Genomic DNA, 26,113 nt, shown 5'->3' with positions numbered 1-26,113 from the left:
TGTTTTCGGCCACGCCTTGGAGCCCGTATGCGACCCGTCAGACCTCTCCACGCCGCCAGCGCGATCGCCGTGGCCGCGGCGCTGGCCGCCGTCACCGGGTGCACGGAGAAGAGCGACGGCAAGGACGGCGACCACGTGATCAACGTGACGGCGACCGACGACAAGTGCCAGGTGTCGAAGAAGGAGTTCCCGGCCGGGCACGTCGAGCTGGCCGTCGAGAACAAGGGCTCCAAGGTCACCGAGGTCTACGTGCTCTTCCCCGACGACCGCGTGGTCACCGAGCGGGAGAACATAGGCCCCGGCACCAAGCAGCGCGTCACCGCCGAGGTGAAGGCCGGCGACTACCAGATCGCCTGCAAGCCCGGCATGAAGGGCGACGGCATCCGTCAGGACGTCAAGGCCACCGGCGGCAAGGCCGTCCAGCGCGACCCGCGTCTGGACAAGGCCGTCGCCGCCTACCGCGCCTACGCGCAGGCGCAGGCCGACGAGACGCTGCCGAAGGCAGAGGCCTTCGCCAAGGCCGTCAAGGACGGTGACCTCGAGGCCGCGAAGAAGTCCTACGCCCCCTCCCGCATCGGCTGGGAGCGCACCGAGCCGGTCGCCGAGTCCTTCGGCGACATCGACCCCAAGGTCGACGTCCGCGAGGACGGCCTGGAGGACGGCCAGGACCCGGCCACCGACTGGACGGGCTGGCACCGCCTGGAGAAGGCCCTCTGGCAGGACAAGAAGATCGGCACCCGCGAGAAGGACCTCGCCGACCTGCTGATCAAGGACCTCAAGGACTGGCAGAGCCGGGTCGGCAAGGCCGAGATCACCCCCACCTCCATGGCCAACGGCGCCAAGGAACTCCTCGACGAGGTCGCCACCGGCAAGGTCACCGGCGAGGAGGAGCGCTACTCGCACACCGACCTGGTCGACTTCAAGGCCAACGTCGAGGGCGCGCAGAAGTCCTACGACCTGCTGAAGCCGGTCGCCAAGGAGAACGACGCGGCCCTCGTCACCGAACTCGACGAGCAGTTCGCGGCCCTGGACAAGCTGCTCGACCAGTACCGCCCGAACCCGACGTCGTACGACTTCACCTCCTACGACAAGGTCGGCAAGGCCGACCGCAAGGAGCTCTCCGACGCGGTCAACGCCCTGGCGGAACCGCTGTCGCAGCTCGCCGCAGCGGTGGTGAAGTAACGATGGCGGACACCGACTCCCCCTCCCCCAGCCGCCGTTCCCTGCTCGGCTGGGGCGGCGCCGGCCTGGCGCTCGGCGCGGCCGCGGCGGGCGGCGCGGTGGCGATGGCCCGCACCGAGGACGACGCCGCACCGGCGGCCGGCTCGGCGATCGCCTTCCACGGGCCCCACCAGGCGGGCATCGCCACCCCGGTCCAGGACCGCCTGCACTTCGCCGCGTTCGACGTGACGACCGACGACCGTGAGGCCTTCGTCCGGCTGCTGAAGGACTGGACCGAGGCGGCCCGGCGCATGACGGCCGGCCACCCGGTCGGTGAGGGCGCCTACGGCGGTCTGGCCGAGGCTCCCCCGGACGACACGGGCGAGGCGCTGGGCCTGAAGCCCTCCCGGCTGACCCTCACGATCGGCTTCGGCCCCTCCCTGTTCGAGAAGTTCGACCTCGCGGACCGCCGCCCGGAGGCCCTGGTCGACCTGCCGAAGTTCGCCGGCGACAACCTCGACAAGAACCGCAGCGGCGGCGACCTGTGCATCCAGGCCTGCGCCGACGACCCCCAGGTCGCGGTGCACGCCGTCCGCAACCTGGCGCGCATCGGCTTCGGCAAGGTCGTCATCAAGTGGTCGCAGCTCGGCTTCGGCAAGACCTCCTCCACCACGCCCGAGGCGCAGACACCGCGCAACCTGATGGGCTTCAAGGACGGCACCCGCAACATCGCGGGCACGGAGACGGACCGCCTGAAGAAGTTCGTCTGGGTGGACGGCAAGGACGGCCCGTCCTGGATGGAGGGCGGCTCCTACCTGGTCGCCCGCCGCATCCGCATGCACATCGAGACCTGGGACCGCACCTCGCTTCAGGAGCAGGAGGACATCTTCGGCCGCGACAAGGGCGAGGGCGCCCCGGTCGGCAAGGCCAAGGAGCGCGACGAGCCGTTCCTGAAGGCGATGAAGCCCGACGCCCATGTCCGGCTCGCGCACCCCCACACCAACCACGGGGCGACGATCCTGCGCCGCGGCTACTCCTTCACCGACGGCACGGACGGCCTCGGCCGCCTGGACGCGGGCCTGTTCTTCCTCGCGTTCCAGCGCGACGTCCGCAAGGGCTTCATCCCCATCCAGCGCAGCCTGGCCGCGGACGCGCTCAACGAGTACATCCAGCACGTGGGTTCGGCCCTCTTCGCCGTCCCGCCGGGCGTCCGCGACAAGGACGACTGGTGGGGCCGCACGCTGTTCTCCGAGGAGGCGTAGACCCGATGTTCTCCAACTACCTGATCGGTCTGCGCGAGGGCCTGGAGGCGAGCCTCGTCGTCTGCATCCTCATCGCCTACCTGGTCAAGACCGGCCGCAGGGACGCCCTGAAGCCGATCTGGGCCGGGATAGCCGTCGCGATCGCCCTCGCGTTCGGCTTCGGCTGCGCCCTCGAATTCGGCTCCCAGGAGCTGACGTTCCAGGCCCAGGAGGCCCTGGGCGGGTCCCTCTCCATCCTCGCGGTCGGCCTGGTGACGTGGATGGTGTTCTGGATGCGCCGCACGGCCCGGCACCTGAAGTCGGAGCTGCACGGCCGGCTCGACGCCGCCCTGGCGATGGGCACCGGCGCACTGGTCGCCACGGCGTTCCTCGCGGTGGGCCGGGAGGGCCTGGAGACGGCCCTGTTCGTGTGGGCCTCGGTCCACGCGGCGAGCGACGGCACACCGCGTCCCCTGCTGGGCGTCGCCCTGGGCCTCCTCACGGCGGTCCTGCTGGGCTGGCTGTTCTACCGGGGCGCGCTGCGCATCAACCTGGCGAAGTTCTTCACGTGGACCGGCGGCATGCTGGTGGTCGTCGCGGCCGGCGTCCTGGCCTACGGCTTCCACGACCTCCAGGAGGCCGACTTCCTGCCCGGCCTCACCGACAAGGCCTTCGACATCTCCGGCACGATCCCGCCGGACAGCTGGTACGGCACGCTCCTCAAGGGCGTCCTCAACTTCCAGCCCGACCCCACCACGCTCCAAGTCGCGGTCTGGCTCCTGTACTTGATCCCGACCCTGGCCCTGTTCCTGGCCCCGGCCCGGACGACGACACCGGCCCCGGTACGCGACAAGGTGTGACGTCCCCGGGCCGGGCGCGGCCCGCGCCCCGGTGACGGCCGAAGCGCCCCGGCCGCAGTCCCACCCCCGGCCCGGCCGCCGGAGGCACCCGGTAGGGTTCGCCTCCGGAAAGGGGAAGGTGAAGGTACCCGATGAGCAGGGATCGCGACCCTCGAACGCTCCGCAGGCCCGCCCGGAGCGCCCTCATAGCAACCTCGGTGACCGCTTTGTCGCTGACGGCCAGTGGATGCGTCGTGGTGCACGGCGAACGTGAGGTCCTCCCGTCCACGACCCGCGCCGAAGCCGCCAAGGCCCTCCAGGAGTTCACGACCGCCTACAACGAGGCCGACAAGGCCTACGACGGCGCCCTGGACGCCGACCACACCACGGGCGCCCTCGCCGACATCGACTCGGCCCGCCTCAAGGCCGGGAAGGCGAACAACCCGGACGGCAACCCCCGCCACACCCCGCTGGAACTGACGGACGCGAAGTTCACGATTCCCAAGAAGGCCGGCTGGCCCCGCTGGTTCGTCGCCGACGCGGCCGGCAACAAGGGCGGCACCGCCCGCTGGCTGCTGGTCTTCACCCGCAGCGGCCTGGACGACCCCTTCCAGGTGGCGTACCTGACGCTCGTCGCCCCGGGCAAGGTCCCGCAGTTCAAGAAGGACGCCGACGGCTGGGCCGAGTCCGTCCCGGCCCGCTCCACCGGCCTGGCCACCGCCCCCGGCGACCTGAGCCGGTCGTACACCACGTACCTCAAGAGCGGCGGAGAGACCTTCACGGACGGCGTCCACACCAGCCGGTGGCGCGCCCTGCGCGAGAAGAACCGCAAGAAGCCGGGCATGGTCACCCAGTACATCGACGAGCCGCTGACGAACGGCGACTACGCACCGCTGGCACTGCGCACCACGGACGGCGGGGCACTGGTGTTCTTCACCACCCGGCACTACGAGAAGCAGACCGCCTACGCGGGCACGTCCGTCCCGGCTCCCAACAAGGACGTCCTGGCCCTGACGAAGGGCGAGATCAAGCAGTCCCTCACCATGGAGTTCGTCTCCAACGAGGTGGCGCTGGACCCCGAGGGCCCGGGCAAGGTGACGATCCTGGGCAGGATCCAGGGGCTGACGTCGGCAGAGGGCTCGTAAGCCGGGCAGGCCCGCACTCCCCGGGTCGCCGGCCGGCTTTCAGTGCCGCAGGGGCCAGCCCGCCCCGGCGGCCCGGCCGGTGTCCTCGTCCGCGTAGCGCCCGCACACCTCGGTGAGCACCTCCAGCAGGCTCAGCGGATCCGGCAGCGCGTGCTCGGGCCCGCGCACCCACCGCACGCCCTGCTCCTCACCGGGCAGCCGCGCCGGTGGCACCAGGACGTAGGAGCCCCGGCAGTGCCAGCGCAGCCCGGGGTGTTCGTCCATCGTCTCGGGGTGGCAGTCCAGTTCGCACGGCCACCACTCGTCCTCGTCCTCGGGTGTGCCCCGGGTGAGCGTGAAGAACAGCAGGCGGCCGTCGTCGCTCTCGGCGACCGGTCCGACCTCGACATCGGCGGCGAGCAGCCGCTCCAACGCGTCGCGACCGGCATCGAGGGGCACGTCGAGGACGTCGTGCACCATGCCGGTCGCGGTGATGAAGTTGGCCTGCGTCTGGTGGCGGGCCCAGCGCTCGATCTGGGCGCGGTCGGTGGTCGACTGCGTCTGCCAGGCGAAGGACACCGGGTGCCGGGCGGGGGTCGGACAGCCGACCCGGTCGCACGAGCAGCGGTAGCCGGCCGGGTGGGCGGCGGGCGCGAGGGGCAGTCCCGCGCCGGCGGCGGCGAGCAGCAGGGCCTCACGGCCGCCGTCCCCGGCGGTCTCCTTCGGCCGGCGCCCGGCGCGCAGCCACTGGGTGAGTTTGCCCTGCAGGCCGGTCCGGCCGCCGAACTCCGCGCTCATCTATCCCCTCGCCTCGCCGTCGTGCGGAACAGCATGCCTCATCGTCCCATCTTCCCGCGCACCGGGGGGCCAGTGCCCACATCCGGGACAGGACGGACGCACCGCGCACGGGGTGCCCGACGGGATGAGAACGGCGTGCCCCGCTGTCCACCGTGATCGGGTGTCATTGCCTGCTTTGCCATGACATGGCGCCCTACCGTGATCATCATGGTCACAAGGATCGCGTTGTCGGGTCTGGCCTCCGTGGCGTCCGTGGTCTCGCTGGCCCTGACGGGACCGGGCGGCCGCGCCCCGGCCCCGCTGGAGTGGGGTGCGGGCCCGCTGACGGCGGCGGCCCTGCCCCGGGTCACGTACGTCGCGCACCGCGGCGGCGCCCGCGAGGTCCCCGAGAACAGCATGGCGGGACTGACGGCCGCCTACCAGCGCGGGACGGCGCAGGTGCTGGACTTCGACACCCGGCTGCTGCGCGACGGCACGCCGGTGGTGTTCCACGACGAGACCCTGAACCGCACCACCTACCTGGGTGGCGAGGTGCGCGGCCTGGACGCCCGGGAGTGGCAGGGGGTACGGCTGCGCCCGAAGGACCGGCTGCCCGGGAGCTGGCGGTCGGAGCGGCCGCCGACGGTCGCCGAGGTGCTGGACCGTTTCGGCGGGCGGATCGTGCTGATGCTGGAGGCCAAGGACCCGCGCAGCCTCGACCGGCTGGCCGAGCTGATCCGGGCCCGCGGCCTGACCCGCTCGGTGTTCGTGAACTCCAACGACCCCGAGGTGGCCCGGCGCGTGCACCGCCTCGGCCTGCTGACGCAGTTGTGGCGCTCGGCGCGGCAGCTGCGCACGGACCGCCCGGAGCGCTGGCGGTCGTACGTGGATCTGCTGGACGTGGACCACCGGGCGCGGGACGCGGATCTGGTGCGGGCGGTGCGCTCGGGGATCTCCCGGGTGTGGGCGCACACCGTGGTGACGGACGCGCAGCGGGACCGGGTGCTGGCGCTGGGCTGCGACGGCGTGATCACGGATGCGCCGGGGCGCCTCGCCCGGGCCGCTCAGCGTGGGGCCAGGCCGTGAAGGGCGTAGTCGACGAGGGTGTCGGTGTACTCGTGGGAGATCGGGCCCGTGTACTGGAGCCAGCGCTGGGCGAGCGGGGAGACGAAGAGCTCCAGAGCGATGCGCGGGTCGACCCCGGGCCGCACCTGTCCGGCGTCCTGTGCGGCGCGCAGCCGGGCGATGTAGAGGTCGAGTGAGGGCTGCAGGAGCTTGGCCACGAGCTCGCGCCCGAACTTCTCGTTGACGACGCCCTCGGCGGCCAGCGCGCGCGAGGGCGCCTCGAACCTGGGGTCGCGCAGTTCGTCGACGGTGGCGCGCAGGACCGACTTCAGGTCGGCGGCGAGGTCGCCGGTGTCCGGGAAGGCGTGCGGCGCCTGTCCGGCCTCCCGCGTGGACCGCTCGGCCAGGTCGAGAAACGCCTCCATCAGGACGTCCGCCTTGGACGGCCACCAGCGGTAGATCGTCTGTTTGCCGACGCCGGCGCGGGAGGCGATGCCCTCGATGGTGGTCCTCTGGTAGCCGGCCTCGACGACGAGCGCGAGGGCGGCGTCGTAGATGGCGCGGCGGGACTTCTCGCTGCGCCGGGTGGAGTCGGGGGCGGGCCTGCCGGGGGCGGGCTGAGTGGACTGGGTGGACTTCTGGACGGCCATGGGCCGAATTTATCAGTTGACAAGACGGAGCGTCTCGCGGACAGTGGGGCGACAAGAGCGAGACGAACCGTCTCGTCGCGAGAGTGGCGATGGAAGGAGCCCGGGATGACCCGAGGCGGAGCCGGAAACATGCTGGGTGTCGGCGGATCGCGCAGGAACCTCGGCCGCAGGGCGCTGCGCGGTGACGGCCGGGGCGGCCGGATCGGCGGCGGTCTCGACCCGCAGGCCCAGAAGCGCGAACTGCTGCGCAAGCTCCAGGAGAAGCGACAGCAGGGGGACGTACGGGAGGAGGACACGACCGGTCAGGGCTCGTGAGCCTCCCCCACGCGAGGGAGAGCAGCCCCCCGCACGCGGGATCCTCCCGGGTGGTCCGGCGGATGTACTGGGACGGTCGCGGCCGACGGCGGCGGACATCCACCGCAAGGACACCCGGGAGGACTCGGCTCATGACCGTATGGACCAGACGACGGCTGCTCACCTCGGCGGTCACGGCCGTCCCGGCGGTCGGAATCGCCGCCACGACGGCCCCCCTCGCGCGGGCGGCGGCCCCGGCCCGTCCGGGGGACGCCGACGTGGCCGACGCGCTGCGGGCCCTGCCCGGTCTGCGTCTGATCGAGGAGCGGCACGACGCCGAACCGGGGTACCGGCACTTCGTGCTGAGCCTGCGTCAGCCGGTCGACCACACGAACCCGGCCGCCGGCACCTTCGAACAGCGCCTCACCCTGCTCCACACCGCCGCCGACCGCCCCACCGTGCTGTTCAGCACCGGCTACCACGCGGTCCTCACCCCACGCCGCACCGAACCGGCGGTCCTGCTCGGCGCGAACCAACTCCAGGTCGAGCACCGCTACTTCGGGGCCTCACGCCCCGCGGAGCCCGGCTACGCCCACCTCACCGTCCGCCAGGCCGCCGACGACCACCACCGCGTCGTCCGGCTGTTCCGCCGGCTCTACCCCGGCGCGTGGATCTCCACCGGCAGCAGCAAGGGCGGCATGGCGGCCGTCTACCACCGCCGCTTCCACCCCCACGACGTGGACGGCACGCTGGTCCACTCGGCCCCGAACAATGTCGACGACCGCGACGACTCCGCGTACCTCCGCTTCCTGGCGACGGTCGGCACCCCCGCCGCCCGGAAGGCACTCGAAGCGGTCCAGCGGGCGATCCTGCTGCGCCGGGCCGCACTGGTCGCCCGCTACGAGGCCCGGGCGGCCGCCACCGGCGACACCTTCCGGCTCGTCGGCAGCGCCGACAAGGCATTCGAGATCGCCGTGCTGCGCGTGCCGTTCATGTTCTGGCAGCGCGGCAACCCGGCCGATGTCGCCGCGATCCCCGGCCCCGGGGCGACGGACGACGAGCTGTACACGTGGCTGGACGACACGACGGGCCTGGCGCTGTACGCCGACACCTCGGCCCGGAACTACATCCCGTACTGGTACCAGATCGGCACGCAGCTGGGGTACGGCAGCCTCCCCACCGCCCACCTCGCGGACCTGCTCCGCCACCCGGGCGCCGCCGAGGCACGCAGTTTCGTCCCCCGGGACGTCCCCCTGCGCTTCGACCGGGCCGCCATGCCCGACATCGACCGCTGGGTACGGCGGCGCGGAAGCAGGCTGCTGTTCGTCAACGGCACCCAGGACCCGGCGGTCGCCGAGCACTTCCGCCCCGGAGGGCCGGACTCACGGCTGTTGTGGGTACCGGGCGGGAACCACGGCGTCGATCTCGCGGACCTGCGCCCCGCGGACCGGGCCTGGGCACAGGACGCACTGGTCCGCTGGGCGAGGCAGGGCTGAGGCTCCGCGGAGGTCCGTCGGGAGCCCCCTGGATCACGAGGGCGGCCAGGGGTCTCCCCAGTCTGCGTCCCGGGCGGCCTTGTACAGGTCGCCGTGGCGTTTGGTGACGGTGGCGCGGCGCAGGGACGGTTCGCTCTCGCACAGGTCGAGGAGCACCTGGCCCTTGCGGATCTGGGGGCGCCGGACGACCCGGGAGGGTGCCGGTTCTCCGGGGAAGCGGGCGGCTGCCACGTAGGCGAACTTCTCGTCCTCGTAGGCGAGGGAGCCGCCCTTGACCTGGCGGTGCAGGGAGGAACGGCTGACCCGCGCGGAGAAGTGGCACCAGTCGGTGCCGGGGGCGATGGGGCAGGCGGCGCTGTGCGGGCAGGGGGCGGCGATCCGGAAGCCGGCGGTGATCAGCCGGTCCCGGGCCTCGATGAGACGGGTGTAGCCGTCGGGTGTGCCCGGCTCGACGATCACGACGGCCTGTGCGGCGGCCGCGGCGGCGTCGACGAGGGCGCTGCGGTCGGCGGCGGTCAGCTCGTTCAGGACGTAGGAGACGGTGACGAGGTCCGTGCTCTCCAGGGTGAGGGCCGCTCCGATCCGCGAGCGCTGCCAGCGGACGTCCCTCAGCTCCGGGTTGGCCGCGGCGATCTCGCGCCCGAGGGCGAGCGCGGGTTCCGCCCAGTCGAGCACGGTGACGGGTCGACGCCCGCCCCATACCGCGCTCACGGCCCAGGCGGCGGCACCGGTGCCGCCGCCGAGGTCGGTGTGCCCGCCGGGCACCCACGCGGGAGCGGCCTCGGCGAACGCCTCCAGCGCGGCGCGCACGGCCTCGAAGGTCGCGGGCATCCGGTAGGCGGCGTAGGCGGCGACGTCGGCCCGGTCCCGGAGGATGGGCGCGTCGGTCGGGGTGGCCCCCCGGTAGTTGCTGATCAGCCGCTCCACGGCCTGCGCGGCCTGCCGCGGCGGCAGCCCGTCGAGCAGACCGGCGAGGGCGGCACGGAGGTTTTCGGCCGGGGGTGCGGGGGCGTTCACCCGGCGATTCTACGAGGCGCGCGCAGGACCCCGGGCGGCGCGCGTTCCGGAGGGCGGTGGGCACGGTCCGGCGCCTCGTTCCCCACACCGGCCGCTGACCGTCTCCCCTGGTCCGGGCCACGCCCCGGACCTCACCGCACCGCCCGTGCCACCCGTGAGGCCGCTGCCGCACTGGGTGCGCTGTCCGGGCGGCGGCGGCGCGGGTGGACGGCGTTGGTGAGGAGGATCAGAAACGTGTCCGTGGCACGGTCCAGGACCAGGGACGTGCCCGTGAAGCCGGTGTGGCCCGCCGCGCCGCGGCCCGCCAGGTCGCCCATGAACCAGGGCTGGTCGAGCGAGAACCCCAGGCCGGGCGGGGTGAAGAGCAGCTCGACGAAGTCGGGGCCGAGGATGCGGGCGGGGCCGTACGAGCCGCCCGCGAGGAGGGTCCGGCAGAACACCGCGAGGTCCCGGCCGGTGGAGAACAGACCCGCGTGGCCGGCCACACCCCCGAGCGCCCAGGCGTTCTCGTCGTGGACCTCGCCCCGCAGCATCCCCCGGTCCGCCTTGGCCCAGGGCCGCCGCTGGTCCTCCGTCGCCGCGGCGCCCGGGCACGGCCCGAAGTCCGTCGCCGTCATGCCCAGCGGCCGGGTGATGCCGTCCCGGAAGAGGACGTCGAGCGTGCGGCCGCTGACGCGTTCCAGGACGTGCTGCAAAAGCAGCATGTTCAGGTCGGAGTAGCGGTACGTGCCCGGCACCTCCACGGGCGGCTCCGCCTGGAGCATCGCCAGCCGCTGCGTGTCGTCGGGGCAGTCGTACAGCGGCAGTTCGGGCCGCAGCCCGGAGGTGTGCGTGAGCAGCTGCCGTACGGTGATGCCGTGCCGGGCGGCCGCCGTGAAGTCGGGCAGGTACGCCCCGACCTTCGCGTCGATGCCGAGCGTGCCCCGCTCGATCTGCTGCACGGCGGCCACGGACGTGAACAGTTTGGTGAGGGACGCCAGGTCGAAGGGCGTGCCGACGGTCATGGGGACCCGTTCCCCGGCGGGCAGCTCCACCCCGGCGTCGGCCTCGGGGTCGTAGGCCGCGTAGCGGACGGCCCAGCCCGCCGCCTCCTCCACCGCGATCACCGGGCCGCGCCCGACGACCAGGACCGCTCCCGGGGCCCAGGGGCGCTGCCCGGTGGTGAGGACGTGGACCTCCCGGACGAGGTGGCGCAGTTCCCCGGGGTCCAGTCCGGCCCGCTCCGGCGTGCCGTCGCGCAGTCTCGGTGCGCTCAGCTGACTGCTCCCTCCGCGCGCGGGCGGCTGCTCTCCTTCTTCCAGGGTCGGCACATTCCCATGAAGCAGGCCAGTGCCACCAGTGCGGCGGCCAGTTGGACGACGGCCATCGGGAGGGCGGTGTCCTCCCCGGCGACGCCGACGAGCGGGGAGGCGATCGCGCCGATGAGGAAGGAGGACGTGCCGAGCAGGGCCGACGCGGAGCCGGCCGCGTGCTGGGTGCGCATCAGGGCGAGCGCCTGGGTGTTGGGCAGGGTGACGCCCATCGCGGACATCAGCACGAACAGCGCGCCGGCGACCGGCACCAGACCGACCTCGCCGAAGACGCCCAGGGACATCAGCAGCAGCGCGGTCGCGGCGGTGATGACGATCGCGAGACCGACGCCCAGCACCCGGTCCAGACTGACCCGGCCGACCAGGATCTTGCCGTTGATCTGGCCGACGAGGACCAGTCCGACCGAGTTGACGCCGAACAGCAGGCTGAACGTCTGCGGAGAGGCGCCGTAGATCTCCTGGATGACGAACGGGGACGCGGAGATGTAGGCGAAGAGCGCGGCGAAGGCGAAGCCGCCGGCGAGCATGTATCCGGCGAAGGCGCGGTCGGCCAGCAGGCCGCGCATCGCGCGCAGGGCCTCGCCGACGCCGCCGCTGTGCCGCTCGGCGGGTTCCAGCGTCTCGGGCAGCCTCGCCCAGACCAGGACCCCGATCAGCACACCGATGGCGGTGAGGACGACGAACACGCCCCGCCAGTCCGTGACGCGCAGGACCTGCCCGCCGATGAGCGGCGCCACGATGGGGGCGACCCCGGAGATCAGCATGAGGGTGGAGAAGAAGCGGGCCATGGCCATGCCGTCGTAGAGGTCGCGGACGACGGCCCGGGCGATGACGATGGCGGCGGCGCCCGCGAGCCCCTGGGCCAGCCGGAACGCCACCAGCAGCTCCACGGTGGGCGCGAGCGCGCACAGGACGGTGGCGACGACGAAGACCGCGAGCCCGGCGAGCAGCGGGCGGCGGCGTCCCCAGCGGTCGCTCATCGGCCCGACCACCAGCTGCCCGAGCGCCATGCCGGCCAGGCAGGCGGTGAGCGTCAGCTGGACGGTCGCGGCGGGCGCGTGCAGGGAACGGGTGACCTGCGGCAGGGACGGGAGGTACATGTCCATCGCCAGCGGGGGCACAGCGGTCAGGCTTCCGAGCAGGAAGGTGACCAGGAGCCCGGTGCGGCGGTGCGGTGTGCGGTCGGAGTGCTCCGTCCCGGCCGCGGCCTCCTGCGAGGTCTTCGATATGGACGCCCCACCCTCGGGCATGAGTCCCTCCCTCTCCGAGTCGATCGCCACCTATGCTCTCAGCTCGTACGCAGTGCTCGGGGTCGCGAGGTGGAGGCGGGGCGGTATGACGGCGGACACGGTGCGGTGGGGGATCCTGGCGACCGGGGGGATCGCGGCGGCGTTCACCGCGGATCTGATCGACCTGCCGGACGCGGAGGTCGTGGCCGTGGCGTCGCGGTCGCCGGAGTCGGCGAAGGCGTTCGCGGAGCGCTTCGGGATACCCCGGGTCTACGGCGACTGGAACACGCTCGCGCACGACGAGGACATCGATGTCGTCTACGTCGCCACCCCGCACACCGCCCACCGGGCCGCGGCCGGGCTGTGTCTGGCGGCCGGGCGGAACGTGCTGTGCGAGAAGCCCTTCACGCTGAACGTGCGCGAGGCGGAGGAACTCGTCGCGCTGGCGCGGGAACACGGGCGCTTCCTGATGGAGGCGATGTGGATGTACTGCAACCCGCTGGTACGGCGGCTCAAGGCGCTGGTCGACGACGGGGCGATCGGCGAGGTGCGCAGCGTCCAGGCCGACTTCGGGCTGGCCGGCCCCTTCCCGCCCTCGCACCGGCTGCGCAACCCGCGGCTGGGCGGCGGCGCGCTGCTCGACCTCGGCGTGTACCCGGTGTCGTTCGCGCAGCTGCTGCTCGGGGAGCCGTCGGACGTCGCGGCTCGGGCGGTGCTCTCCGAGGAGGGCGTCGACCTCCAGACGGCGGCGGTGCTGTCGTTCGACAGCGGCGCGCTCGGTTCGGTGCACTGCTCCATCGTGGGCGGTACGGCGACCTCTGCCTCGGTCACCGGCTCCGAGGGCCGGATCGACGTCCCGCACGGCTTCTTCTTCCCGGACCGTTTCGTCCTGCACCGGGACGGCCGGGACGCCGAGGAGTTCACGGCCGACCCGGTGGACGGGCCGCGCAACAGCATGCGTCACGAGGCGCTCGAGGTGATGCGGGCCCTGCGGGCCGGGGAGACCGAATCCCCGCTGGTCCCGCTCGACGGCACGCTCGCCGTGATGCGCACGCTCGACGCGATCCGGGACCGCGTCGGCGTCCGCTACCCCGACGAGACGGGCGAGCCGGAACTCACGCCCGCCTGAGCCTTCGTCCCGCCGGGGCGGCGGGATCACGAAGCCGCCGAGGCCACCGAGGTCATCGGAGCCAGCGAGGTCATCGGAGCCACCGGGGCACCGGGGCGCTCCCGTACGCTGCGGGCCCATGAATGCCAAGGACAATGCGATCGCGGTGGTGACCGGGGCGGGTTCCGGCATCGGCCGGGCGGTCGCCGTGGAACTGCTGCGCACGGGCTGGTCGGTGGCGCTGGCGGGCCGGCGCGCGGAGACACTGGAGGAGACGGCGGCACTGGCACCCGGGGCCGCGTCTGTGGCGGTACGCACGGACGTCGCACGCCCCGAGGACGTGAACGCCCTGTTCGCCGCCACCGTCGAGCGCTTCGGCCGGGTCGATCTGCTGTTCAACAACGCGGGTACGTTCGGACCCGGCGGCGTGCCGGTCGAGGAGCTGCCCTACGAGGCCTGGCGGCACGTGGTGGACACCAACCTCAACGGGGCGTTCCTGTGCGCGCAGGCGGCGTACCGGCAGATGAAGGAGCAGGATCCGCAGGGCGGCCGGATCATCAACAACGGCTCGATCTCCGCGCACACGCCCCGTCCGCACTCGGTGGCCTACACGGCGACCAAGCACGCCCTGACAGGGCTGACGAAGTCCCTCTCCCTGGACGGCCGGCCGTACGGGATCGCGGTGGGGCAGATCGACATCGGCAACGCGGCCACCGACATGACGTCCCGTATGCAGACCGGAGCGCTGCAGGCAAACGGGGAAGTCGCCCCGGAACCGGTGATGGACGTCGCGGACGTGGCCCGCACGGTGCGGCACATGGCCGAGCTGCCACTGGAGGCGAACGTGCAGTTCGCGACCGTACTGGCGACGGCGATGCCGTACGTCGGACGCGGCTGAGCGCACGGCGAGTTCGTCAACTCGTCAACCTGCACAAACGGAATAGAAACCTCCGCCCCATTGCGGCCGGTAGGGGAATTATGCTCAACTCTCCTACACAGAAGCTTCACACTTGGAGTGGAGCACTTCCGTTGGCCAATTCCAGGGGGGAGGCGGCAGCCGTTCCACGGCACCGGGTGGGGGTGGATTCCGCGAGGGACCGCGGAGTACGCACCGGTGCACGTGGAACGGCTGCCGCTACAGACTCCCGCGCAGGGGAATTCAGGCCTGCCCGGTCTCGAAGCGCGTGATCCTGCCGTCCTCGTCCACCTGGAAACTCCACCGGGTGCGCATCTCGCCCCAGGTGTCGTTGCTGTAGCGGGCGAGGAGGGAACGGCCGCCGTTGGACTCGTTGTCGACCTCCATGTGGCCGTGGGAGGAGAAGATCTCCCGGTCCACCCAGTCGGCGAGGTCACGGTCGGAGCCGTCGTCCGTCATGGTCGCGCCCGGCGCGAGGAGCTCCATGAACCTCTCGCGGTCGTGGTTGTTCACGGCGGTCACGAAGGCCCGGACGGCCGGATCGCTGAGGCGCGTGGTCTGAATCGTCATACGAGCCAGACTCGTACCGGCCCCCGCCCCACGCCACCGGTGCCACCCGAACGGCGTCGGCGGACGCGCCCGCCGGGTGTCGCGCGGTGTGAGCGGTGCGACGGTGGACAGGCGACGAGATGAACTCCTTCCTTCCTGCTGCCTGCTCCGGGAGACGACGTGAGGCGTAACGACCGACGCGATCTGGGCCTGCTGCTGCTCCGGCTGGGGGCGGGCGTTGTGCTGGCGGCCCACGGCGCGCAGAAGCTGTTCGGCTGGTTCGGCGGACACGGCATCGAGGGCACCGGCCAGTTCATGGAGTCCGTCGGCTACGCCCCCGGCAAGGCGAGCGCGACGGCGGCGGGCCTCGCGGAGACGGGCGGCGGCACGCTGCTGGCCCTGGGCCTGGCCACGCCGGCTGCGGGTGCGGCGGCGGCCGGGGCGATGGCGGGCGCGGCAGCGGTGCACGCCCCCAACGGCTTCTTCAACCAGGGCGGCGGCTACGAGTACGCGGCGACGCTGGGCCTCACCGCCGCGGGCCTGGCCGTCACCGGGCCGGGCCGCCTCTCCATCGACCACCTGCTCGGCCACGCGGTGAACCGGGGCTGGATGATCCCGGCGGCCTTCGCGGCGACGGCGGCGGGCACGGCGGTGGTGGTGGGAGCCAGGGCGAGCCGACTGCGGAAGGCGAAGGAGGGGGAGCAGGGGGCGCTGTTCGAGGAGGAGTACATGGAGTAGGGGCGAAGGCCGGGGCCCGTGCCGGAGACGGCGGTCGGGGTCCGGACCGGGCGTTGTCAGACCCTCGTGCCAGGCTGCGCCCATGACCGACCAGACACCTCCGGGCCCCGACCTCTGGACCGCCGTCGACACCCTCCACGAGTGGCTCGGCAGAAGCCGGCCGATCGAGGGCCGTGAGGGCGTCCTCCTGCGCATCCTGAAACTCTCCGAGGAGGTCGGCGAGGTCTCTCAGGCGGTGATCGGAGCGACGGGGCAGAACCCGCGCAAGGGGGTCACGCATGCGTGGGAGGACGTGCAGGCGGAGCTGTGCGATGTCGTCATCACGGCGCTGGTGGCGTTGCGAACGCTGACTCCACAGGCGCGAGAGGTATTCGCACATCACCTGGACCGGGTGACACGACGGTCCACGGCGCAGTCGGCAGGGGCGGACGTCCCTCGCCCGTCGCTCTGATCACCGGGTACCGCACGAGAGCCCGTTCGCCCGTCCGCCGAGCGCCCCCACCGGCAGGACGTCTGCCACCGGCTCCCCGAGAAGAGTCGCCGAGAAGCCGGTGCTCTGCCTTCACAGCGCGTCCACCGCGCTCACCTTCCACCCGTCGCCCGTGCGCTCCATCGTCATCCGCACCCGGTTCTGGTCCAGACGGGCCCCCGTCACCTGGGTGCTCTCGGTGACCTGGTTGACGAAGAGCAGGACGACGATCCTGTCGGGGGCGGCCGAGACGACGGAGGCGGCCGGGGCGCCGCCGGAGCCGGGGGCGGCGACCCTCGCCCTCACCACACCGCGGTACTTCTCGGCCGTCGGGGCGACCACGGTCTTCGTGGTCTTGCCGTACTCGTCGCGGAAATCGCCGGTCAGGTGGGCGCGGGCCTTCGAGAAGTCCTTGTCCAAATGACGGTAGTCGTACGACAGGACGACCGGCGCCGCCTTTCGGGCGGCCGCGAGCGCCTCGGTCCGGGCGGTCTCCGCCAGGCGGCCCTCGCGGTACCGCCATCCCAGGGTTGCGACCGCGACCAGGCCGACGACGAGCAGGACGGCCAGGGCCGGGATGAGCAGCCTGCGGCGCCCGCCGGGACGGTGTTCGCTCCGCTCCTGCGGCCCGTCCTCCTCGAACGACTCCGTCGACGGCTCCGGCGGATCGTCCCAGCCGTCCTTCGGGGCCTCGACGAGGACGGTGCGTCCGGTGAACGGCCGCTCGCCCCGGCACGGGGACCTCTCGTCGGTGGCCGTCACGGTCCCCGCTTCGCGGTGGCCGCGCTCCGCGCGCTTCGCCGCCGCGCGGGCGGCCGCCGTCATGGTGCGGCGGGTGCCGGTACCGGGGGCGCGGCCGCTGGTCGTCTTCGGCATGGTGGTACTCCTCGTCGGTGCTTGTGTCGGCGGATCGGCCCGGGAATCAACCGACGAACTCGACGTCGGACGTCAGCCAGCGGCCGTCCTTGTGTACGAGGTCGAGCTGGAGCCGGTAGGTGCGCGCCTCTCCCCCGGGCACGGCGGTGTTGGTCACCTTGCTGTCGGCGACCACCAGCACACGGGCCGAGTCCTCGTCGGAGCGGACGATGCCCGCCTCCAGGACCTGGCCTTGCGACACGGCCTTGTTCCGGGCCACCAGCTTCGTCAACTGCTCCGTCTGGGCGGTGAACTGCTTCTTGAAGTCGCCCGTCGCGCCCGCCAGGACATTCGCGCTGTCGCGGTCGTAGCGCCGGTAGTCGAGGGAGGTGAAGTTCAGGGCCGACTGGCGGGCCGCGGCCAGTATGCCCGCGCGCCGTTGGTCCGCCTCGCGCTGTTCATGGATTCCGAAGGCCAGCCAGAGGGCCAGTGCCGTGGTGACGACGGTCGCCGCGACGAGTACCGCCGTCATCACCCGGGGTCGTACCTGCCTCATGCCATGGGACCGACGAGCAGCCATTGCCACGACTCCTTTCCGAACACGGCCTGCTGGCCGCCCGCCGAGCCGATCTCGACGCTTCTTCCGTCCGGGCCGGTGGTGGTGCCGGTCTCCGGGTCGTACGGGGTGACGTACGCCGCATGGTTCGCGCCGCCGTCGCGTGCCGACGCGCCCGGGGCGTTCTGCGCGCCCCGTACCGACGACTCGCTGCCGCGCGGGAGCGTGCAGCGGGCGTCGCTGTTCGCCTCGCGCGTGCCGGTGTCCGCGGGGTCGCGGCGTACCGTGCCGTACCCCTGAGTGCAGGCCGGCGGCTCGTCGGCGTTCAGCACCAGGCCGAAGTGGGTCGTGCCGTCCCCGGGGACGACCGTGTAGCTGCCCGCCACCGTCAGCGGGAAAGTGACGAGGGCCTGCTCCACACCGGGGAGGCGGGCCAGCGTGATCTGGCCGCCGCTGATCAGGTTGGCCAGCAGGACCGACAGCTGCGGCCCGGTCGACTTCAGCAGCGAGTTCAGTTCCTGCGCCGCCGGCCGCGCGTTTCCGATCAACTTCCGCAGGTCCCCGTCACTCGCCTTCAACTGGGCCGACAGCGACGCCAGATCGCGCGCGAAGGACTTGATCGACGAGCCCTGGTCGGCCTGCGTCTTCAGGACCTTCCGTGAGTCCTCGATCAGGGCGACGGTCTCCGGCAGTGCCTCGGACGCCGACTCGACCAGGGTGTTGCCGGAGTCCACCAGGCGGCCCAGGTTCGGGCCGGTGCCGGCGAACGCCTTGCCCAATTCATCGACCGTGACCCGCAGATCGTCCTTGCCGACCGAGTTCACCAGGCGGTCCAGGCCGAGGACCATGTCCGTCGTCGACAGCGGCACCCGTGTACTCGCGCGCGGGATCGTGCTGCCCTCCAGCAGGTACGGGCCGCGGGAGGTGCGGGGCTGGAGGTCGACGTACTGCTCGCCCACCGCCGAACGGTTCGCCACCACGGCCAGCGTGTCCGCCGGGATGTGCGGCGCCCCGTCCTCGATGTCGAGCGTGACCGAGACCCCGTCCGAGCCGGTCAGGCGCAGTGCGCCGACCTTGCCCACCGGCACCCCTCGGTAGGTGACCTCGGCACCGGGGAACACTCCCCCGGAGTCCGCGAAGTCGGCCCGCACGGTGTAGCCGCGGTCCAGGACCTCGTCCACCAGACCCGTGTACTCGGCGCCGACGTACGACACGCCCACGGCGGTGAGTGTGGCGAAGGCGATCAGTTGTGCCTTGACCGTACGGGTGATCACGGCTGGACCCCCTTCAGCATCAGGTCGGCGAGTTCGAGGTTGACCCCCTCGGGCCAGTCGCCCCCGGTGCGGTGGCCGCCGGAGCCGTAGCCGGCGGTGCACACCGGCGGGCACAGCGGGCCGTCGCCGCCCGTGGGGGCGGGCGGGGACGACGGCACGGCCGGACCGCTCGGCAGCGCGGTGGGCTTCGGCACGCCCGGCAGATCCGGTGCCTGCGGGAGATCCGGTGCTTCCGGCGGCTCCGGGGCCTCGGGAAGCTCCGGTATCCGCCTGTCCCCGCCGTCCCGGCCGCCCGGCTCGTCCGTCAGGTTGCCGTAGATGCCGGCCAGATCGAGGTCCGCGGTGATGTGCAGGTTGACGTAGTCACCCTTGATGGCGTTGACCACGTTGCGCGGGAAGGGGTAGGTGGTGAGCAGCTCCAGGGAGTTGGGCAGGTCGCTGCCCGCCTTGTTGAGCTGTTGCAGGATCGGCCGGAGCCGCTTGAGGTTGGCGACGGTGTCGCCGCGCGAAGCGTTGACCACCTTGGTGCCGGTCCTGCCCAGCCTTGACAGGGCGGTGAGCATCCTCGTCAGGTCGCGGCGCTGATCGGCCAGGACCTTCAGCGCGGGCGGCATCGTGTCGACGGCCCGGGCGACCGTCGTCTTCTCCTTGCCCAGCCGTTTGGCCAGCCGGTCCACTGCCTTCAGCGCGCGGACGATGTCCTGCCGCTGGCCGTCCAGGCCGCCGATGAAGGTGTCGAGCTCCTTGAGCAGGGACTTGACCCGGTTCTCCCGGCCCTCCAGGGCCTTGTTCAGCTCTGTGGTGATCGTCTTGAGCTGGGCCACACCGCCGCCGTTGAGCAGGGCGGACAGGGCGGACAGCACCTCCTCGACCTCCGGGTTGCGGCCGCTGCGGGACAGCGGGATCACATCACCGTCGCGTAGCCGGCCGACCGGTGCGCGCTCCGGCGGCCCGGACAGCGCCACGTACTTCTCGCCGAGCATGCTGGTCTGCCGCAGCTCGGCGACGGCGTTGGCGGGCAGCTTCACCGCGTCGGCGACCCGGAGGCGGACCCTCGCGTGCCACCCCGCCAGCTCCACCTTCTCCACCGCGCCCACCGTGACGTTGTCGACCTTGACCGACGACTGCGGAACCAGGTCCAGAACGTCGCGGAACTCGACGGTGACGTGGTAGGCGTGGCCGCCGGCGGCGGCTCCGCCGGGGAGCGGGACGTCGTACCAGCCGTTGAACTCGCAGCCGGACATGAGCACCGTTCCGACGGTCGCCCACGCGACGGCCCCGCTCTTGCGCAGGGGCCTCATGCGCTCGCCCCCAGGATTCCGCCCAGGGTGCGGTCGACCGTGCCGGTGACCGCAGTGCCGTCGGGTCCTTCGGGCACTTCGGGCAGCGAGTCGAAGAGGTCCCTGAGGTCCCCGCAGTCGGTCTTCTCCCCGGTCGTCTTCAGGATCGAGCACAGCAGTGAGGCCGGATCCTGCGGACGATCCGGGTTGTTGCGGGTGTCGAGGGTGCCGGCGGAAGGGTTGTAGGCGTTGTGCAGGTTCGACACGCCCGTAGGGGCGACCTCCAGCAGCTCCTCCAGCGCCGCCCGTTGGGTGACGAGCACCTTGGTCACCTTGCTCAGCCCTTTCACGTCCGACGTCAGCGACTTCTTGTTCTTCTTCACGAAGGCGGACACGTCACCGAGCGCCGTGCCGAGGTGTTTCAGCGCCGCCGCCAGGTCCTTGCGCTCCCCTGCGAGTTGCCCGGCGACCTTGGCGAGGCTGCTGTTGAACGACCGCACGCTCTTGTCGTCCGCCGCCAGCGCCGCCGTGAACACCTGGAGGTTGCGGACCGTGCCGAACAGGTCCGTGCGGCCGTCGGACAGGGTCGTGGCCGCCTCCGAGAGGTCCTTCACCGTCTGGTGCAGGTTCTCGCCCTGGCCGTCGAGGTTGTCGGCGCTGACGCCGAGCAGCCGTGACAGGGCACCGTCCTTGTCGGCGCCCTCGGGGCCGAGCGCCTCGGCCGTGGTGTGCAGGCTCTCGAAGACCCGGTCCAGTTCGACCGGCACGGCCGTGCGCGACTCGGGGATCTCGTCCCCGTCCCGAAGTACCGGACCGCTCCGGTACACCGGCAGCAGCTGCACGTAACGGTCGCTGACCACCGAGGAGTTGATGATCGCGGCCTGCGCGTCCGCCGGGACCTTCCGGTCCGCGTCGTACTCCAGCTCCACCCGCACCCGGCCGCCCTGCGGTGTGATCTTCTTGACCTCGCCGATCCGCACACCCAGCACGCGGACGTCCGAGCCGGGGTAGATGCCGACGGTGCGCGGGAAGTACGCCGTGACACGCGCAGGCTCGGTCCGCGGCCACAGGACGCAGGCGAGGGTGGCGACCAGGCCCAGGGCGGTCAGAAGGGCCAGGCACTTCCTCCAGCGGTTGCTCACTGCGTGCCTCCCGTTCGCGGCACCACCGGGGCGGCGACCAGGTTCTGGACGTAGGAGTCGAACCAGCGGCCGTTGCCGAGGGTGTTGGTGAAGACCCGCACGTAGGGCGCCAGGAGCTCGATGCTCCGGTTGAGGCTGGACTGGTTGCGTTCGAGCATCTTCACCACGGTGTTGAGGCCCTTGAGCGCGGGCCCGATCTCCTTCTCGTTGTCCTGGACCAGGCCGGAGAGCTGAATGCCGAGCGCGGCGGAGGTCTTCAGCAGCCTGTGGATCGCCGTACGCCGCTTGCTGATCTCCTTGAACAGCTTGTCGCCGTCCTCGACCAGGGCGGTGAAGTCGCCCGACCGGTCGGCGAGCACGCCCGTCACGCCGTTCGCGTGGTCGAGGAGCTCCCTGAGGGCCTTGTCGCGCGAAGCCACGGTCCGGGAGATCCGCGACAGGCCCTTGATGGACGACCGCACTTCGGCGGGTGAGTCCTCGAAGGTCGTCGAGATGGTGTCCAGCGCCTTCGCCAGCCGGTCGGTGTCGACCTTCTCCGTCGTGGTGGTGAGATCGCTGAACGCCTGCACGACGTCGTAGGCGGATACGGTCCGCATCAGCGGGATCTCGCTGCCGGGCTGCAACTGGCCCCGGCCCCTGGGGTGCAGGGCGAGGTACTTGGCGCCGAGGATCGTCTTGACCCGGATCGACGCGCCGGTCTCGGTGCCGAACCCCGGCTCACCCTTGATCTTGAAGGTGACCTTGACGTGGTCGCCGTCCAGGTCGACCTCCTCGACCTTGCCGACCTTGACCCCGGCGATCCGCACCTCGTCACCCGGCTTGAGACCGCCCGCCTCCGCGAAGGCGGCACTGTACGTCTCGCCGTCGCCGATCAGCGGCAGGCGGTCGGCGTTGAACGCGGCCACGGTCAGCAGCGCCAGGACGGTGAGTCCGACCGCGCCGATGACGATGGGGTTCCGATCGCGGAAGGGGCCGAGCCGCGGACGGCGCAGCCGTATCCTCGGCAGCTTCGGCGGGTCGACGCGGACCTTCATCAGCGTCTGCGGACGCGGCTTGCGGCGGGGCAGCAGCCGTACCTCCGGCAGCCGTACTCTCGGCAGCTTCGGCGGGTCCACCCGCACCTTGAGCAGCGGCTCCGGGCGGCGCTTGCGGCTCATGCCCCGCACCTCGCCCTCGCCACGTGCATCTCGGGCGTGAGCACCTGCTTCGTCTTCGGCAGCACGATCCGGCCGTCGAAGTCGCACAGATAGAAGTTGAACCACGAGCCGTAGGACGCCGTCCCCGTCAGCTCGTTCAGCTTGTTCGGCAGCCGCTTCAGCACGCCCTCCACGGTCTTCTCGTTGTCGTTCAGCGTCCCGGTGAGGTCGGTCAGTTCCGCGATGTCGTCCTTGAGCGGTGGGCGCGCGTCCTTCAGCAGGCCGGAGGTGGCCTCGGTCAGGTCGCCGATGCTCACCAGTGACCGCCCGATGGGCTTGCGGTCGGCGGACAGGCCCGAGATGACCCGGCGCAGCTGTTTGAGCAGTCCGGAGAAGCGGGCGCCGCGCTTGTCGAGCGTCTTCAGCACGGTGTTGAGGTTGTCGATCACCGAGCCGATCAGCTTGTCCCGGCCGGCCAGTGTCGTGGTGAGCGACGCCGTGTGCGTCAGCAGGCTGTTGACGGTGCCGCCCTCGCCCTGAAGGGTTCTGATGATCTCGGTGGCGAGCTGGTTGACGTCCTTGGGGCTGAGCGCGGCGAACAGCGGCTTGAAGCCGTTCAGCAGCGCGTTCAGATCGAGGGCCGGCTGGGTGCGCGCGAGCGGGATCGTCCCGCCCGGGCGCAGCCGGGTGCCGTCGCCGGCGCCCTCGGTCAGCGCGACGTACCGCTGCCCGACCAGATTGCGGTAGCGGATGACGGCGCCCGTGCTGGTGAGCAGCGGCCGGTCCCGGCCGGCCGTGAAGGTGACCTCGGCCAGCGTCCGTTCCTTGATCCGGATGCTCTCGACCTCGCCGACCCGCACTCCGGCCACCCGGATGTCGTCGCCCTCCTCCAGGCCGGTGACGTCGCTGAAGACCGCGCGGTACTCGTGCTCGGGGGTGAAGGAGATGTTCACGATGGTGGCGGCGAGCAGAGCCGTCGCCACCATCGTCACCAGCGCGAAGAGGCCGAACTTGATCAGCGGCGCGGCGGTCTGCCGGGCTCCTGTGCTGCTCATGCGACGCTCACCGCCGTCCCGCGCGCCATCGGCCCGAACAGCAGCGTCGCGACCGGAGGCACCTCGTCCGCGGGCACGCCCAGCAGCGGCGCCACGAGCGAGCCGACGGCCCGCTGCTCGGCCCGGGTGGCGGAGACGCCGTGCGAACCCGAGGACGGACCTGCCGCCTTCGAACCGTCATCGAGGCGGACCCCGGGCGCCGGCACCGGAGGGTGCGGCAGATCGCGGCAGTCCGGGCCCGACCGCTCGCCGTAGCGCGGTTCCTCACCCGGTTCGTACGCACCCTGCGGCCGTACGACCTCCAGCGTGATGTGCATCTTGCCGCCCCGGAACGCCTCCTCGGACGCCTTCTCCTGCCGGACCAGGCCGGCCAGCAGGCACGGGTACTGGGGGGAGTAGCGGGCGAACAGCTCCAGCGTGGGACGGGAGACCCGGCCGAGGGTGATCAGCCGGTCACCGTTGGCGTCGAGGAAGCCCTCGGCGGTGCCCGCGACGGTCGCCGTGGACTTCAGGGCCGCCGCCAGCCGGTTCTTCTCGTCGACGATCGTGCGGCTGGTGGTGACGGTGTTGCGCAGGATCTCCATCAGATCGGGCGCCGCGTCGCCGTACGTCTCGGCGACGTCGGCGAAGCGTGCGATGTCCTCCTTCAAGGACGGCAGGTGCGGATTGAGGCGGCGCAGGTAGGCCTCCACTCGCGTGAGGTTGTCGCCGATCCGGCCGCCGCGGCCGTCGAGGGCGGTGGCGAACGCGGAGAGTGTGGCGTTGAGCTTGCCGGGCTGTACGGTCCGCAGCAGGGGCAGCAGATCGTTCATCAGCTGCTGGACCTCGATGCCGACGCGGGTGCGGTCCTGGGTGATGACGTCACCGGCACGGATGGGCCGGCCCGATGAGCCGCGCGGTGCGATCAGGTCGACGTACTTCTCGCCGAACAGCGTCTTGGGCAGCAGGCGCGCTTGCACGTCGGACGGGATGTGGCCGACGTGCTCCGGCTTGAGCGCGATGTCGAGCGTCGCCTTCGCCCCGTCGGCCCGCACCTCGCGCACCTCACCGACCAGCAGCCCGCGCAGCTTGACGTCGGCCCGCGGATCGAGCTGGTTGCCGAGGCTGTCGGCCTCCAGGGTGATCCGTACGACCGGTGTGAACGCCTGCCGGTAGACGGCCACGGACAGGGACAGCAGCAGCGCGAGCACGGCGATGAAGACGACGCCGTACAACCGCAGTCTCAGCACCCTCATACGACGGCTCACCCCGCTATCCGTACGGTCGTGCTGGCGCCCCAGATCGCCAGCGACAGGAAGAAGTCCAGGACGTTGATCGCCACGATCGAGGTCCGCACGGCGCGGCCCACGGCGACGCCGACGCCCGCCGGGCCACCGCTCGCGTAGTAGCCGTAGAAGCAGTGCACCAGGATGATCAGGACGGCGAAGACCAGCACCTTCCCGAAGGACCACAGGACGTCCACCGGGGGCAGGTACTGCTGGAAGTAGTGGTCGTAGGTGCCCGTGGACTGCCCGTAGTAGCCGGTGGTGATGGTGCGGGCCGCCAGGTACGAGGAGAGCAGGCCGATCACGTACAGCGGGACGACGGCCACGAACCCGGCGATCATCCGGGTCGTCACGAGGAACGGCAGCGAGGGCACGCCCATGACCTCCAGCGCGTCGGTCTCCTCGCTGATCCGCATCGCGCCGAGCTGGGCGGTGAACCCGGCGCCCACGGTCGCGGAGAGGGCGAGCCCGGCCACCAGCGGGGCGATCTCACGGGTGTTGAAATACGCCGAGAGGAACGCCACGAAGTTGGAGGTGCCGAGCTGGTTGAGCGCGGCGTACCCCTGCAGGCCCACTTCCGTGCCGGTGAAGAACGACAGAAAGGCGATCACGCCGACCGTGCCGCCCACGACGGCGAGCGCGCCCCGGCCGAAGCTCACCTCGGCGAGCAACCGCAGGATCTCCTTCTTGTAGCGGCGCAGGGTGCGGCCGGTCCAGGCCAGTGACCGCCCGTAGAAGGACAGCTGGGCACCCAGCTCCTCCAGGCCTTTCAACAGCGCCATGCCTCAGCCCCTCTGGGGAACGACTTGGAAGTACACGGCGGTCATCACGAAGTTCGTCACGAACAGCAACATGAAGGTGATCACCACCGACTGGTTCACCGCGTCGCCCACGCCCTTGGGCCCGCCCTTCGCGGTCAGCCCCTTGTAGGAGGCGACGATCCCGGCGATCGCACCGAACACCAGCGCCTTGACCTCGGCCGCCCACAGGTCGGAGAGCTGGGCGAGCGTGGTGAAGGAGGCCAGGTAGGCGCCGGGAGTGCCGTTCTGGAGGACGACGTTGAAGAAGTAGCCGCCCGCCACGCCGACCACCGACACCAGGCCGTTGAGCAGCACCGCCACCAGCATCGACGCCAGCACGCGGGGAACGACCAGCCGGTGGATGGGGTCGATGCCCAGCACCTGCATCGCGTCGATCTCGTCGCGGATCTTCCGCGCCCCGAGGTCGGCGCAGATCGCCGTGCCGCCGGCGCCCGCGATCAGCAGCGCGGTGACGATCGGCGAGGCCTCGCGCAGCACGGCGAGCACGGAGGCGGCCCCGGAGAAGGACTGGGCGCCGAGCTGCCGGGTCAGACTGCCGATCTGGAGCGCGATGACCGCCCCGAACGGGATGGAGACCAGGGCGGTCGGCAGAATCGTCACGCTCGCGACGAACCACGCCTGCTGGATGAACTCCCGTGCCTGGAAGGGCCGACGGGGGATCGTCCGGACGACGTCGAGCGCCATCGCGAAGAGGCTGCCGGAGTGCCGCAGCGCTCCGGCCGGTGACAGGCTCATGCGCCGGCCAC

General features: G+C 71.7%; 27 protein-coding genes. 11 read left to right on the top strand and 16 right to left on the bottom strand.

The features are described 5' to 3' along the window. Positions 1-27 precede the first annotated feature (27 nt). From efeO to ACIQU3_RS27955, 4 genes are all read left to right on the top strand, one after another. Positions 28-1,182 (top strand): iron uptake system protein EfeO, encoded by a 1,155-nt coding sequence (gene efeO / locus ACIQU3_RS27970; RefSeq protein ID WP_403732102.1) that lies wholly within the window; start codon positions 28-30, stop codon positions 1,180-1,182. Positions 1,183-1,184: 2 nt separating this feature from the next. After that, positions 1,185-2,423 carry an iron uptake transporter deferrochelatase/peroxidase subunit gene (gene efeB, locus ACIQU3_RS27965; RefSeq protein ID WP_403732099.1) on the top strand — a complete coding sequence of 413 codons (1,239 nt, stop codon included), beginning with the start codon at positions 1,185-1,187 and terminating at the stop codon, positions 2,421-2,423. A 5-nt stretch (positions 2,424-2,428) separates the two neighbouring features. Further along, entirely contained in the window at positions 2,429-3,262 is an 834-nt protein-coding gene (gene efeU / locus ACIQU3_RS27960; RefSeq protein ID WP_403732096.1) for an iron uptake transporter permease EfeU, read from the top strand. A gap of 131 nt (positions 3,263-3,393) precedes the next feature. Continuing rightward, positions 3,394-4,386, top strand: a complete 993-nt coding sequence (locus ACIQU3_RS27955; protein ID WP_403732091.1) for a hypothetical protein — start codon at positions 3,394-3,396, stop codon at positions 4,384-4,386. Positions 4,387-4,425: 39 nt separating this feature from the next. Here ACIQU3_RS27955 and ACIQU3_RS27950 read toward each other — a convergent pair whose 3' ends face one another. Beyond that, complete coding sequence (locus ACIQU3_RS27950; RefSeq protein WP_403732088.1) at positions 4,426-5,163, bottom strand: bifunctional DNA primase/polymerase; 738 nt, start codon at positions 5,161-5,163, stop codon at positions 4,426-4,428. A 207-nt stretch (positions 5,164-5,370) separates the two neighbouring features. Here ACIQU3_RS27950 and ACIQU3_RS27945 point away from each other — a divergent pair, with 207 nt between their 5' ends. Continuing rightward, positions 5,371-6,228 (top strand): glycerophosphodiester phosphodiesterase, encoded by an 858-nt coding sequence (locus ACIQU3_RS27945; RefSeq protein WP_403732084.1) that lies wholly within the window; start codon positions 5,371-5,373, stop codon positions 6,226-6,228. On the opposite strand, the gene ACIQU3_RS27940 is transcribed toward ACIQU3_RS27945, so the two are convergent. Then, positions 6,207-6,857 (bottom strand): TetR/AcrR family transcriptional regulator, encoded by a 651-nt coding sequence (locus tag ACIQU3_RS27940; RefSeq protein WP_403732081.1) that lies wholly within the window; start codon positions 6,855-6,857, stop codon positions 6,207-6,209. The two genes, ACIQU3_RS27945 and ACIQU3_RS27940, sit on opposite strands and share 22 nt — an antisense overlap. Before the next feature lie 105 nt (positions 6,858-6,962). Here ACIQU3_RS27940 and ACIQU3_RS27935 point away from each other — a divergent pair, with 105 nt between their 5' ends. Continuing rightward, entirely contained in the window at positions 6,963-7,172 is a 210-nt protein-coding gene (locus ACIQU3_RS27935) for a DUF6243 family protein (RefSeq protein ID WP_403732078.1), read from the top strand. A 131-nt stretch (positions 7,173-7,303) separates the two neighbouring features. Then, complete coding sequence (locus ACIQU3_RS27930) at positions 7,304-8,647, top strand: S28 family serine protease (protein WP_403732074.1); 1,344 nt, start codon at positions 7,304-7,306, stop codon at positions 8,645-8,647. A 33-nt stretch (positions 8,648-8,680) separates the two neighbouring features. Here the strand turns inward: ACIQU3_RS27930 and ACIQU3_RS27925 are convergent, their stop codons facing one another. The 3 genes from ACIQU3_RS27925 to ACIQU3_RS27915 all read right to left on the bottom strand — a co-directional run bounded on the left by ACIQU3_RS27925 (position 8,681) and on the right by ACIQU3_RS27915 (position 12,224). After that, entirely contained in the window at positions 8,681-9,664 is a 984-nt protein-coding gene (locus tag ACIQU3_RS27925) for a small ribosomal subunit Rsm22 family protein (protein ID WP_403928266.1), read from the bottom strand. 131 nt (positions 9,665-9,795) lie between these two features. Further along, on the bottom strand, positions 9,796-10,974 hold the full coding sequence (locus tag ACIQU3_RS27920; protein WP_403928263.1) for a serine hydrolase domain-containing protein: 1,179 nt from the start codon (positions 10,972-10,974) through the stop codon (positions 9,796-9,798). Beyond that, on the bottom strand, positions 10,917-12,224 hold the full coding sequence (locus ACIQU3_RS27915; RefSeq protein WP_403732062.1) for a multidrug effflux MFS transporter: 1,308 nt from the start codon (positions 12,222-12,224) through the stop codon (positions 10,917-10,919). Before ACIQU3_RS27915 ends, ACIQU3_RS27920 begins: the two co-directional genes overlap by 58 nt. Positions 12,225-12,309: 85 nt before the next feature. Between ACIQU3_RS27915 and ACIQU3_RS27910 the strand changes: the two genes are divergently transcribed. Both ACIQU3_RS27910 and ACIQU3_RS27905 read left to right on the top strand, forming a co-directional pair. Next, complete coding sequence (locus ACIQU3_RS27910; protein WP_403732059.1) at positions 12,310-13,332, top strand: Gfo/Idh/MocA family protein; 1,023 nt, start codon at positions 12,310-12,312, stop codon at positions 13,330-13,332. A 118-nt stretch (positions 13,333-13,450) separates the two neighbouring features. After that, complete coding sequence (locus ACIQU3_RS27905; RefSeq protein WP_403732056.1) at positions 13,451-14,209, top strand: SDR family oxidoreductase; 759 nt, start codon at positions 13,451-13,453, stop codon at positions 14,207-14,209. A gap of 261 nt (positions 14,210-14,470) precedes the next feature. On the opposite strand, the gene ACIQU3_RS27900 is transcribed toward ACIQU3_RS27905, so the two are convergent. Next, positions 14,471-14,797 carry a nuclear transport factor 2 family protein gene (locus ACIQU3_RS27900; RefSeq protein ID WP_403732053.1) on the bottom strand — a complete coding sequence of 109 codons (327 nt, stop codon included), beginning with the start codon at positions 14,795-14,797 and terminating at the stop codon, positions 14,471-14,473. Positions 14,798-14,956: 159 nt separating this feature from the next. On the opposite strand from ACIQU3_RS27900, the gene ACIQU3_RS27895 reads away from it, so the two are divergent. Beyond that, complete coding sequence (locus ACIQU3_RS27895) at positions 14,957-15,514, top strand: DoxX family protein (RefSeq protein WP_403928261.1); 558 nt, start codon at positions 14,957-14,959, stop codon at positions 15,512-15,514. A gap of 82 nt (positions 15,515-15,596) precedes the next feature. Further along, positions 15,597-15,965, top strand: a complete 369-nt coding sequence (locus ACIQU3_RS27890; RefSeq protein ID WP_403732047.1) for a MazG-like family protein — start codon at positions 15,597-15,599, stop codon at positions 15,963-15,965. Positions 15,966-16,076: 111 nt separating this feature from the next. Here the strand turns inward: ACIQU3_RS27890 and ACIQU3_RS27885 are convergent, their stop codons facing one another. Genes ACIQU3_RS27885 through ACIQU3_RS27840 form a run of 10 tightly spaced genes read right to left on the bottom strand, consistent with a single transcriptional unit; the run spans position 16,077 to position 26,102 of the window. Continuing rightward, entirely contained in the window at positions 16,077-16,859 is a 783-nt protein-coding gene (locus tag ACIQU3_RS27885) for a hypothetical protein (RefSeq protein WP_403928259.1), read from the bottom strand. 46 nt (positions 16,860-16,905) lie between these two features. Continuing rightward, entirely contained in the window at positions 16,906-17,370 is a 465-nt protein-coding gene (locus ACIQU3_RS27880) for a hypothetical protein (protein WP_403732041.1), read from the bottom strand. 20 nt (positions 17,371-17,390) lie between these two features. After that, entirely contained in the window at positions 17,391-18,668 is a 1,278-nt protein-coding gene (locus tag ACIQU3_RS27875; protein ID WP_403732038.1) for an MCE family protein, read from the bottom strand. After that, positions 18,665-19,969 (bottom strand): MCE family protein, encoded by a 1,305-nt coding sequence (locus ACIQU3_RS27870; RefSeq protein ID WP_403732035.1) that lies wholly within the window; start codon positions 19,967-19,969, stop codon positions 18,665-18,667. Before ACIQU3_RS27870 ends, ACIQU3_RS27875 begins: the two co-directional genes overlap by 4 nt. Beyond that, positions 19,966-21,090 carry an MCE family protein gene (locus ACIQU3_RS27865; protein ID WP_403928257.1) on the bottom strand — a complete coding sequence of 375 codons (1,125 nt, stop codon included), beginning with the start codon at positions 21,088-21,090 and terminating at the stop codon, positions 19,966-19,968. Before ACIQU3_RS27865 ends, ACIQU3_RS27870 begins: the two co-directional genes overlap by 4 nt. Beyond that, entirely contained in the window at positions 21,087-22,247 is a 1,161-nt protein-coding gene (locus tag ACIQU3_RS27860) for an MCE family protein (RefSeq protein ID WP_403928255.1), read from the bottom strand. The genes ACIQU3_RS27865 and ACIQU3_RS27860 overlap by 4 nt, the downstream gene beginning before the upstream one ends. Then, positions 22,244-23,281, bottom strand: coding sequence for an MCE family protein (locus ACIQU3_RS27855; RefSeq protein ID WP_403732024.1), 1,038 nt, complete (start codon positions 23,279-23,281; stop codon positions 22,244-22,246). The genes ACIQU3_RS27860 and ACIQU3_RS27855 overlap by 4 nt, the downstream gene beginning before the upstream one ends. Then, positions 23,278-24,516, bottom strand: coding sequence for an MCE family protein (locus ACIQU3_RS27850; RefSeq protein WP_403732019.1), 1,239 nt, complete (start codon positions 24,514-24,516; stop codon positions 23,278-23,280). The genes ACIQU3_RS27855 and ACIQU3_RS27850 overlap by 4 nt, the downstream gene beginning before the upstream one ends. Positions 24,517-24,524: 8 nt before the next feature. Next, positions 24,525-25,328 (bottom strand): ABC transporter permease, encoded by an 804-nt coding sequence (locus ACIQU3_RS27845; protein ID WP_104783858.1) that lies wholly within the window; start codon positions 25,326-25,328, stop codon positions 24,525-24,527. Positions 25,329-25,331: 3 nt separating this feature from the next. Beyond that, positions 25,332-26,102, bottom strand: a complete 771-nt coding sequence (locus ACIQU3_RS27840) for an ABC transporter permease (protein ID WP_104783856.1) — start codon at positions 26,100-26,102, stop codon at positions 25,332-25,334. Between the last annotated feature and the right edge of the window lie 11 nt (positions 26,103-26,113).

Source organism: Streptomyces sp. NPDC101110, from assembly GCF_044759525.1.
GTDB lineage: Bacteria > Actinomycetota > Actinomycetes > Streptomycetales > Streptomycetaceae > Streptomyces.
Note: the sequence above shows the minus strand (reverse complement) of the source record. Positions and strands in the feature narration are given on the sequence as shown.

Bases quoted from the DNA above. Each gene is read 5' to 3' on its own strand.
- efeO (WP_403732102.1), top strand. From the start codon at position 28: ATGCGACCCGTCAGACCTCTCCACGCCGCCAGCGCGATCGCCGTGGCC.
- efeB (WP_403732099.1), top strand. From the start codon at position 1,185: ATGGCGGACACCGACTCCCCCTCCCCCAGCCGCCGTTCCCTGCTCGGC.
- efeU (WP_403732096.1), top strand. From the start codon at position 2,429: ATGTTCTCCAACTACCTGATCGGTCTGCGCGAGGGCCTGGAGGCGAGC.
- ACIQU3_RS27955 (WP_403732091.1), top strand. From the start codon at position 3,394: ATGAGCAGGGATCGCGACCCTCGAACGCTCCGCAGGCCCGCCCGGAGC.
- ACIQU3_RS27950 (WP_403732088.1), bottom strand. From the start codon at position 5,163: ATGAGCGCGGAGTTCGGCGGCCGGACCGGCCTGCAGGGCAAACTCACC.
- ACIQU3_RS27945 (WP_403732084.1), top strand. From the start codon at position 5,371: ATGGTCACAAGGATCGCGTTGTCGGGTCTGGCCTCCGTGGCGTCCGTG.
- ACIQU3_RS27940 (WP_403732081.1), bottom strand. From the start codon at position 6,857: ATGGCCGTCCAGAAGTCCACCCAGTCCACTCAGCCCGCCCCCGGCAGG.
- ACIQU3_RS27935 (WP_403732078.1), top strand. From the start codon at position 6,963: ATGACCCGAGGCGGAGCCGGAAACATGCTGGGTGTCGGCGGATCGCGC.
- ACIQU3_RS27930 (WP_403732074.1), top strand. From the start codon at position 7,304: ATGACCGTATGGACCAGACGACGGCTGCTCACCTCGGCGGTCACGGCC.
- ACIQU3_RS27915 (WP_403732062.1), bottom strand. From the start codon at position 12,224: ATGCCCGAGGGTGGGGCGTCCATATCGAAGACCTCGCAGGAGGCCGCG.
- ACIQU3_RS27910 (WP_403732059.1), top strand. From the start codon at position 12,310: ATGACGGCGGACACGGTGCGGTGGGGGATCCTGGCGACCGGGGGGATC.
- ACIQU3_RS27905 (WP_403732056.1), top strand. From the start codon at position 13,451: ATGAATGCCAAGGACAATGCGATCGCGGTGGTGACCGGGGCGGGTTCC.
- ACIQU3_RS27900 (WP_403732053.1), bottom strand. From the start codon at position 14,797: ATGACGATTCAGACCACGCGCCTCAGCGATCCGGCCGTCCGGGCCTTC.
- ACIQU3_RS27890 (WP_403732047.1), top strand. From the start codon at position 15,597: ATGACCGACCAGACACCTCCGGGCCCCGACCTCTGGACCGCCGTCGAC.
- ACIQU3_RS27885 (WP_403928259.1), bottom strand. From the start codon at position 16,859: ATGCCGAAGACGACCAGCGGCCGCGCCCCCGGTACCGGCACCCGCCGC.
- ACIQU3_RS27880 (WP_403732041.1), bottom strand. From the start codon at position 17,370: ATGACGGCGGTACTCGTCGCGGCGACCGTCGTCACCACGGCACTGGCC.
- ACIQU3_RS27870 (WP_403732035.1), bottom strand. From the start codon at position 19,969: ATGAGGCCCCTGCGCAAGAGCGGGGCCGTCGCGTGGGCGACCGTCGGA.
- ACIQU3_RS27860 (WP_403928255.1), bottom strand. From the start codon at position 22,247: ATGAGCCGCAAGCGCCGCCCGGAGCCGCTGCTCAAGGTGCGGGTGGAC.
- ACIQU3_RS27855 (WP_403732024.1), bottom strand. From the start codon at position 23,281: ATGAGCAGCACAGGAGCCCGGCAGACCGCCGCGCCGCTGATCAAGTTC.
- ACIQU3_RS27850 (WP_403732019.1), bottom strand. From the start codon at position 24,516: ATGAGGGTGCTGAGACTGCGGTTGTACGGCGTCGTCTTCATCGCCGTG.
- ACIQU3_RS27845 (WP_104783858.1), bottom strand. From the start codon at position 25,328: ATGGCGCTGTTGAAAGGCCTGGAGGAGCTGGGTGCCCAGCTGTCCTTC.
- ACIQU3_RS27840 (WP_104783856.1), bottom strand. From the start codon at position 26,102: ATGAGCCTGTCACCGGCCGGAGCGCTGCGGCACTCCGGCAGCCTCTTC.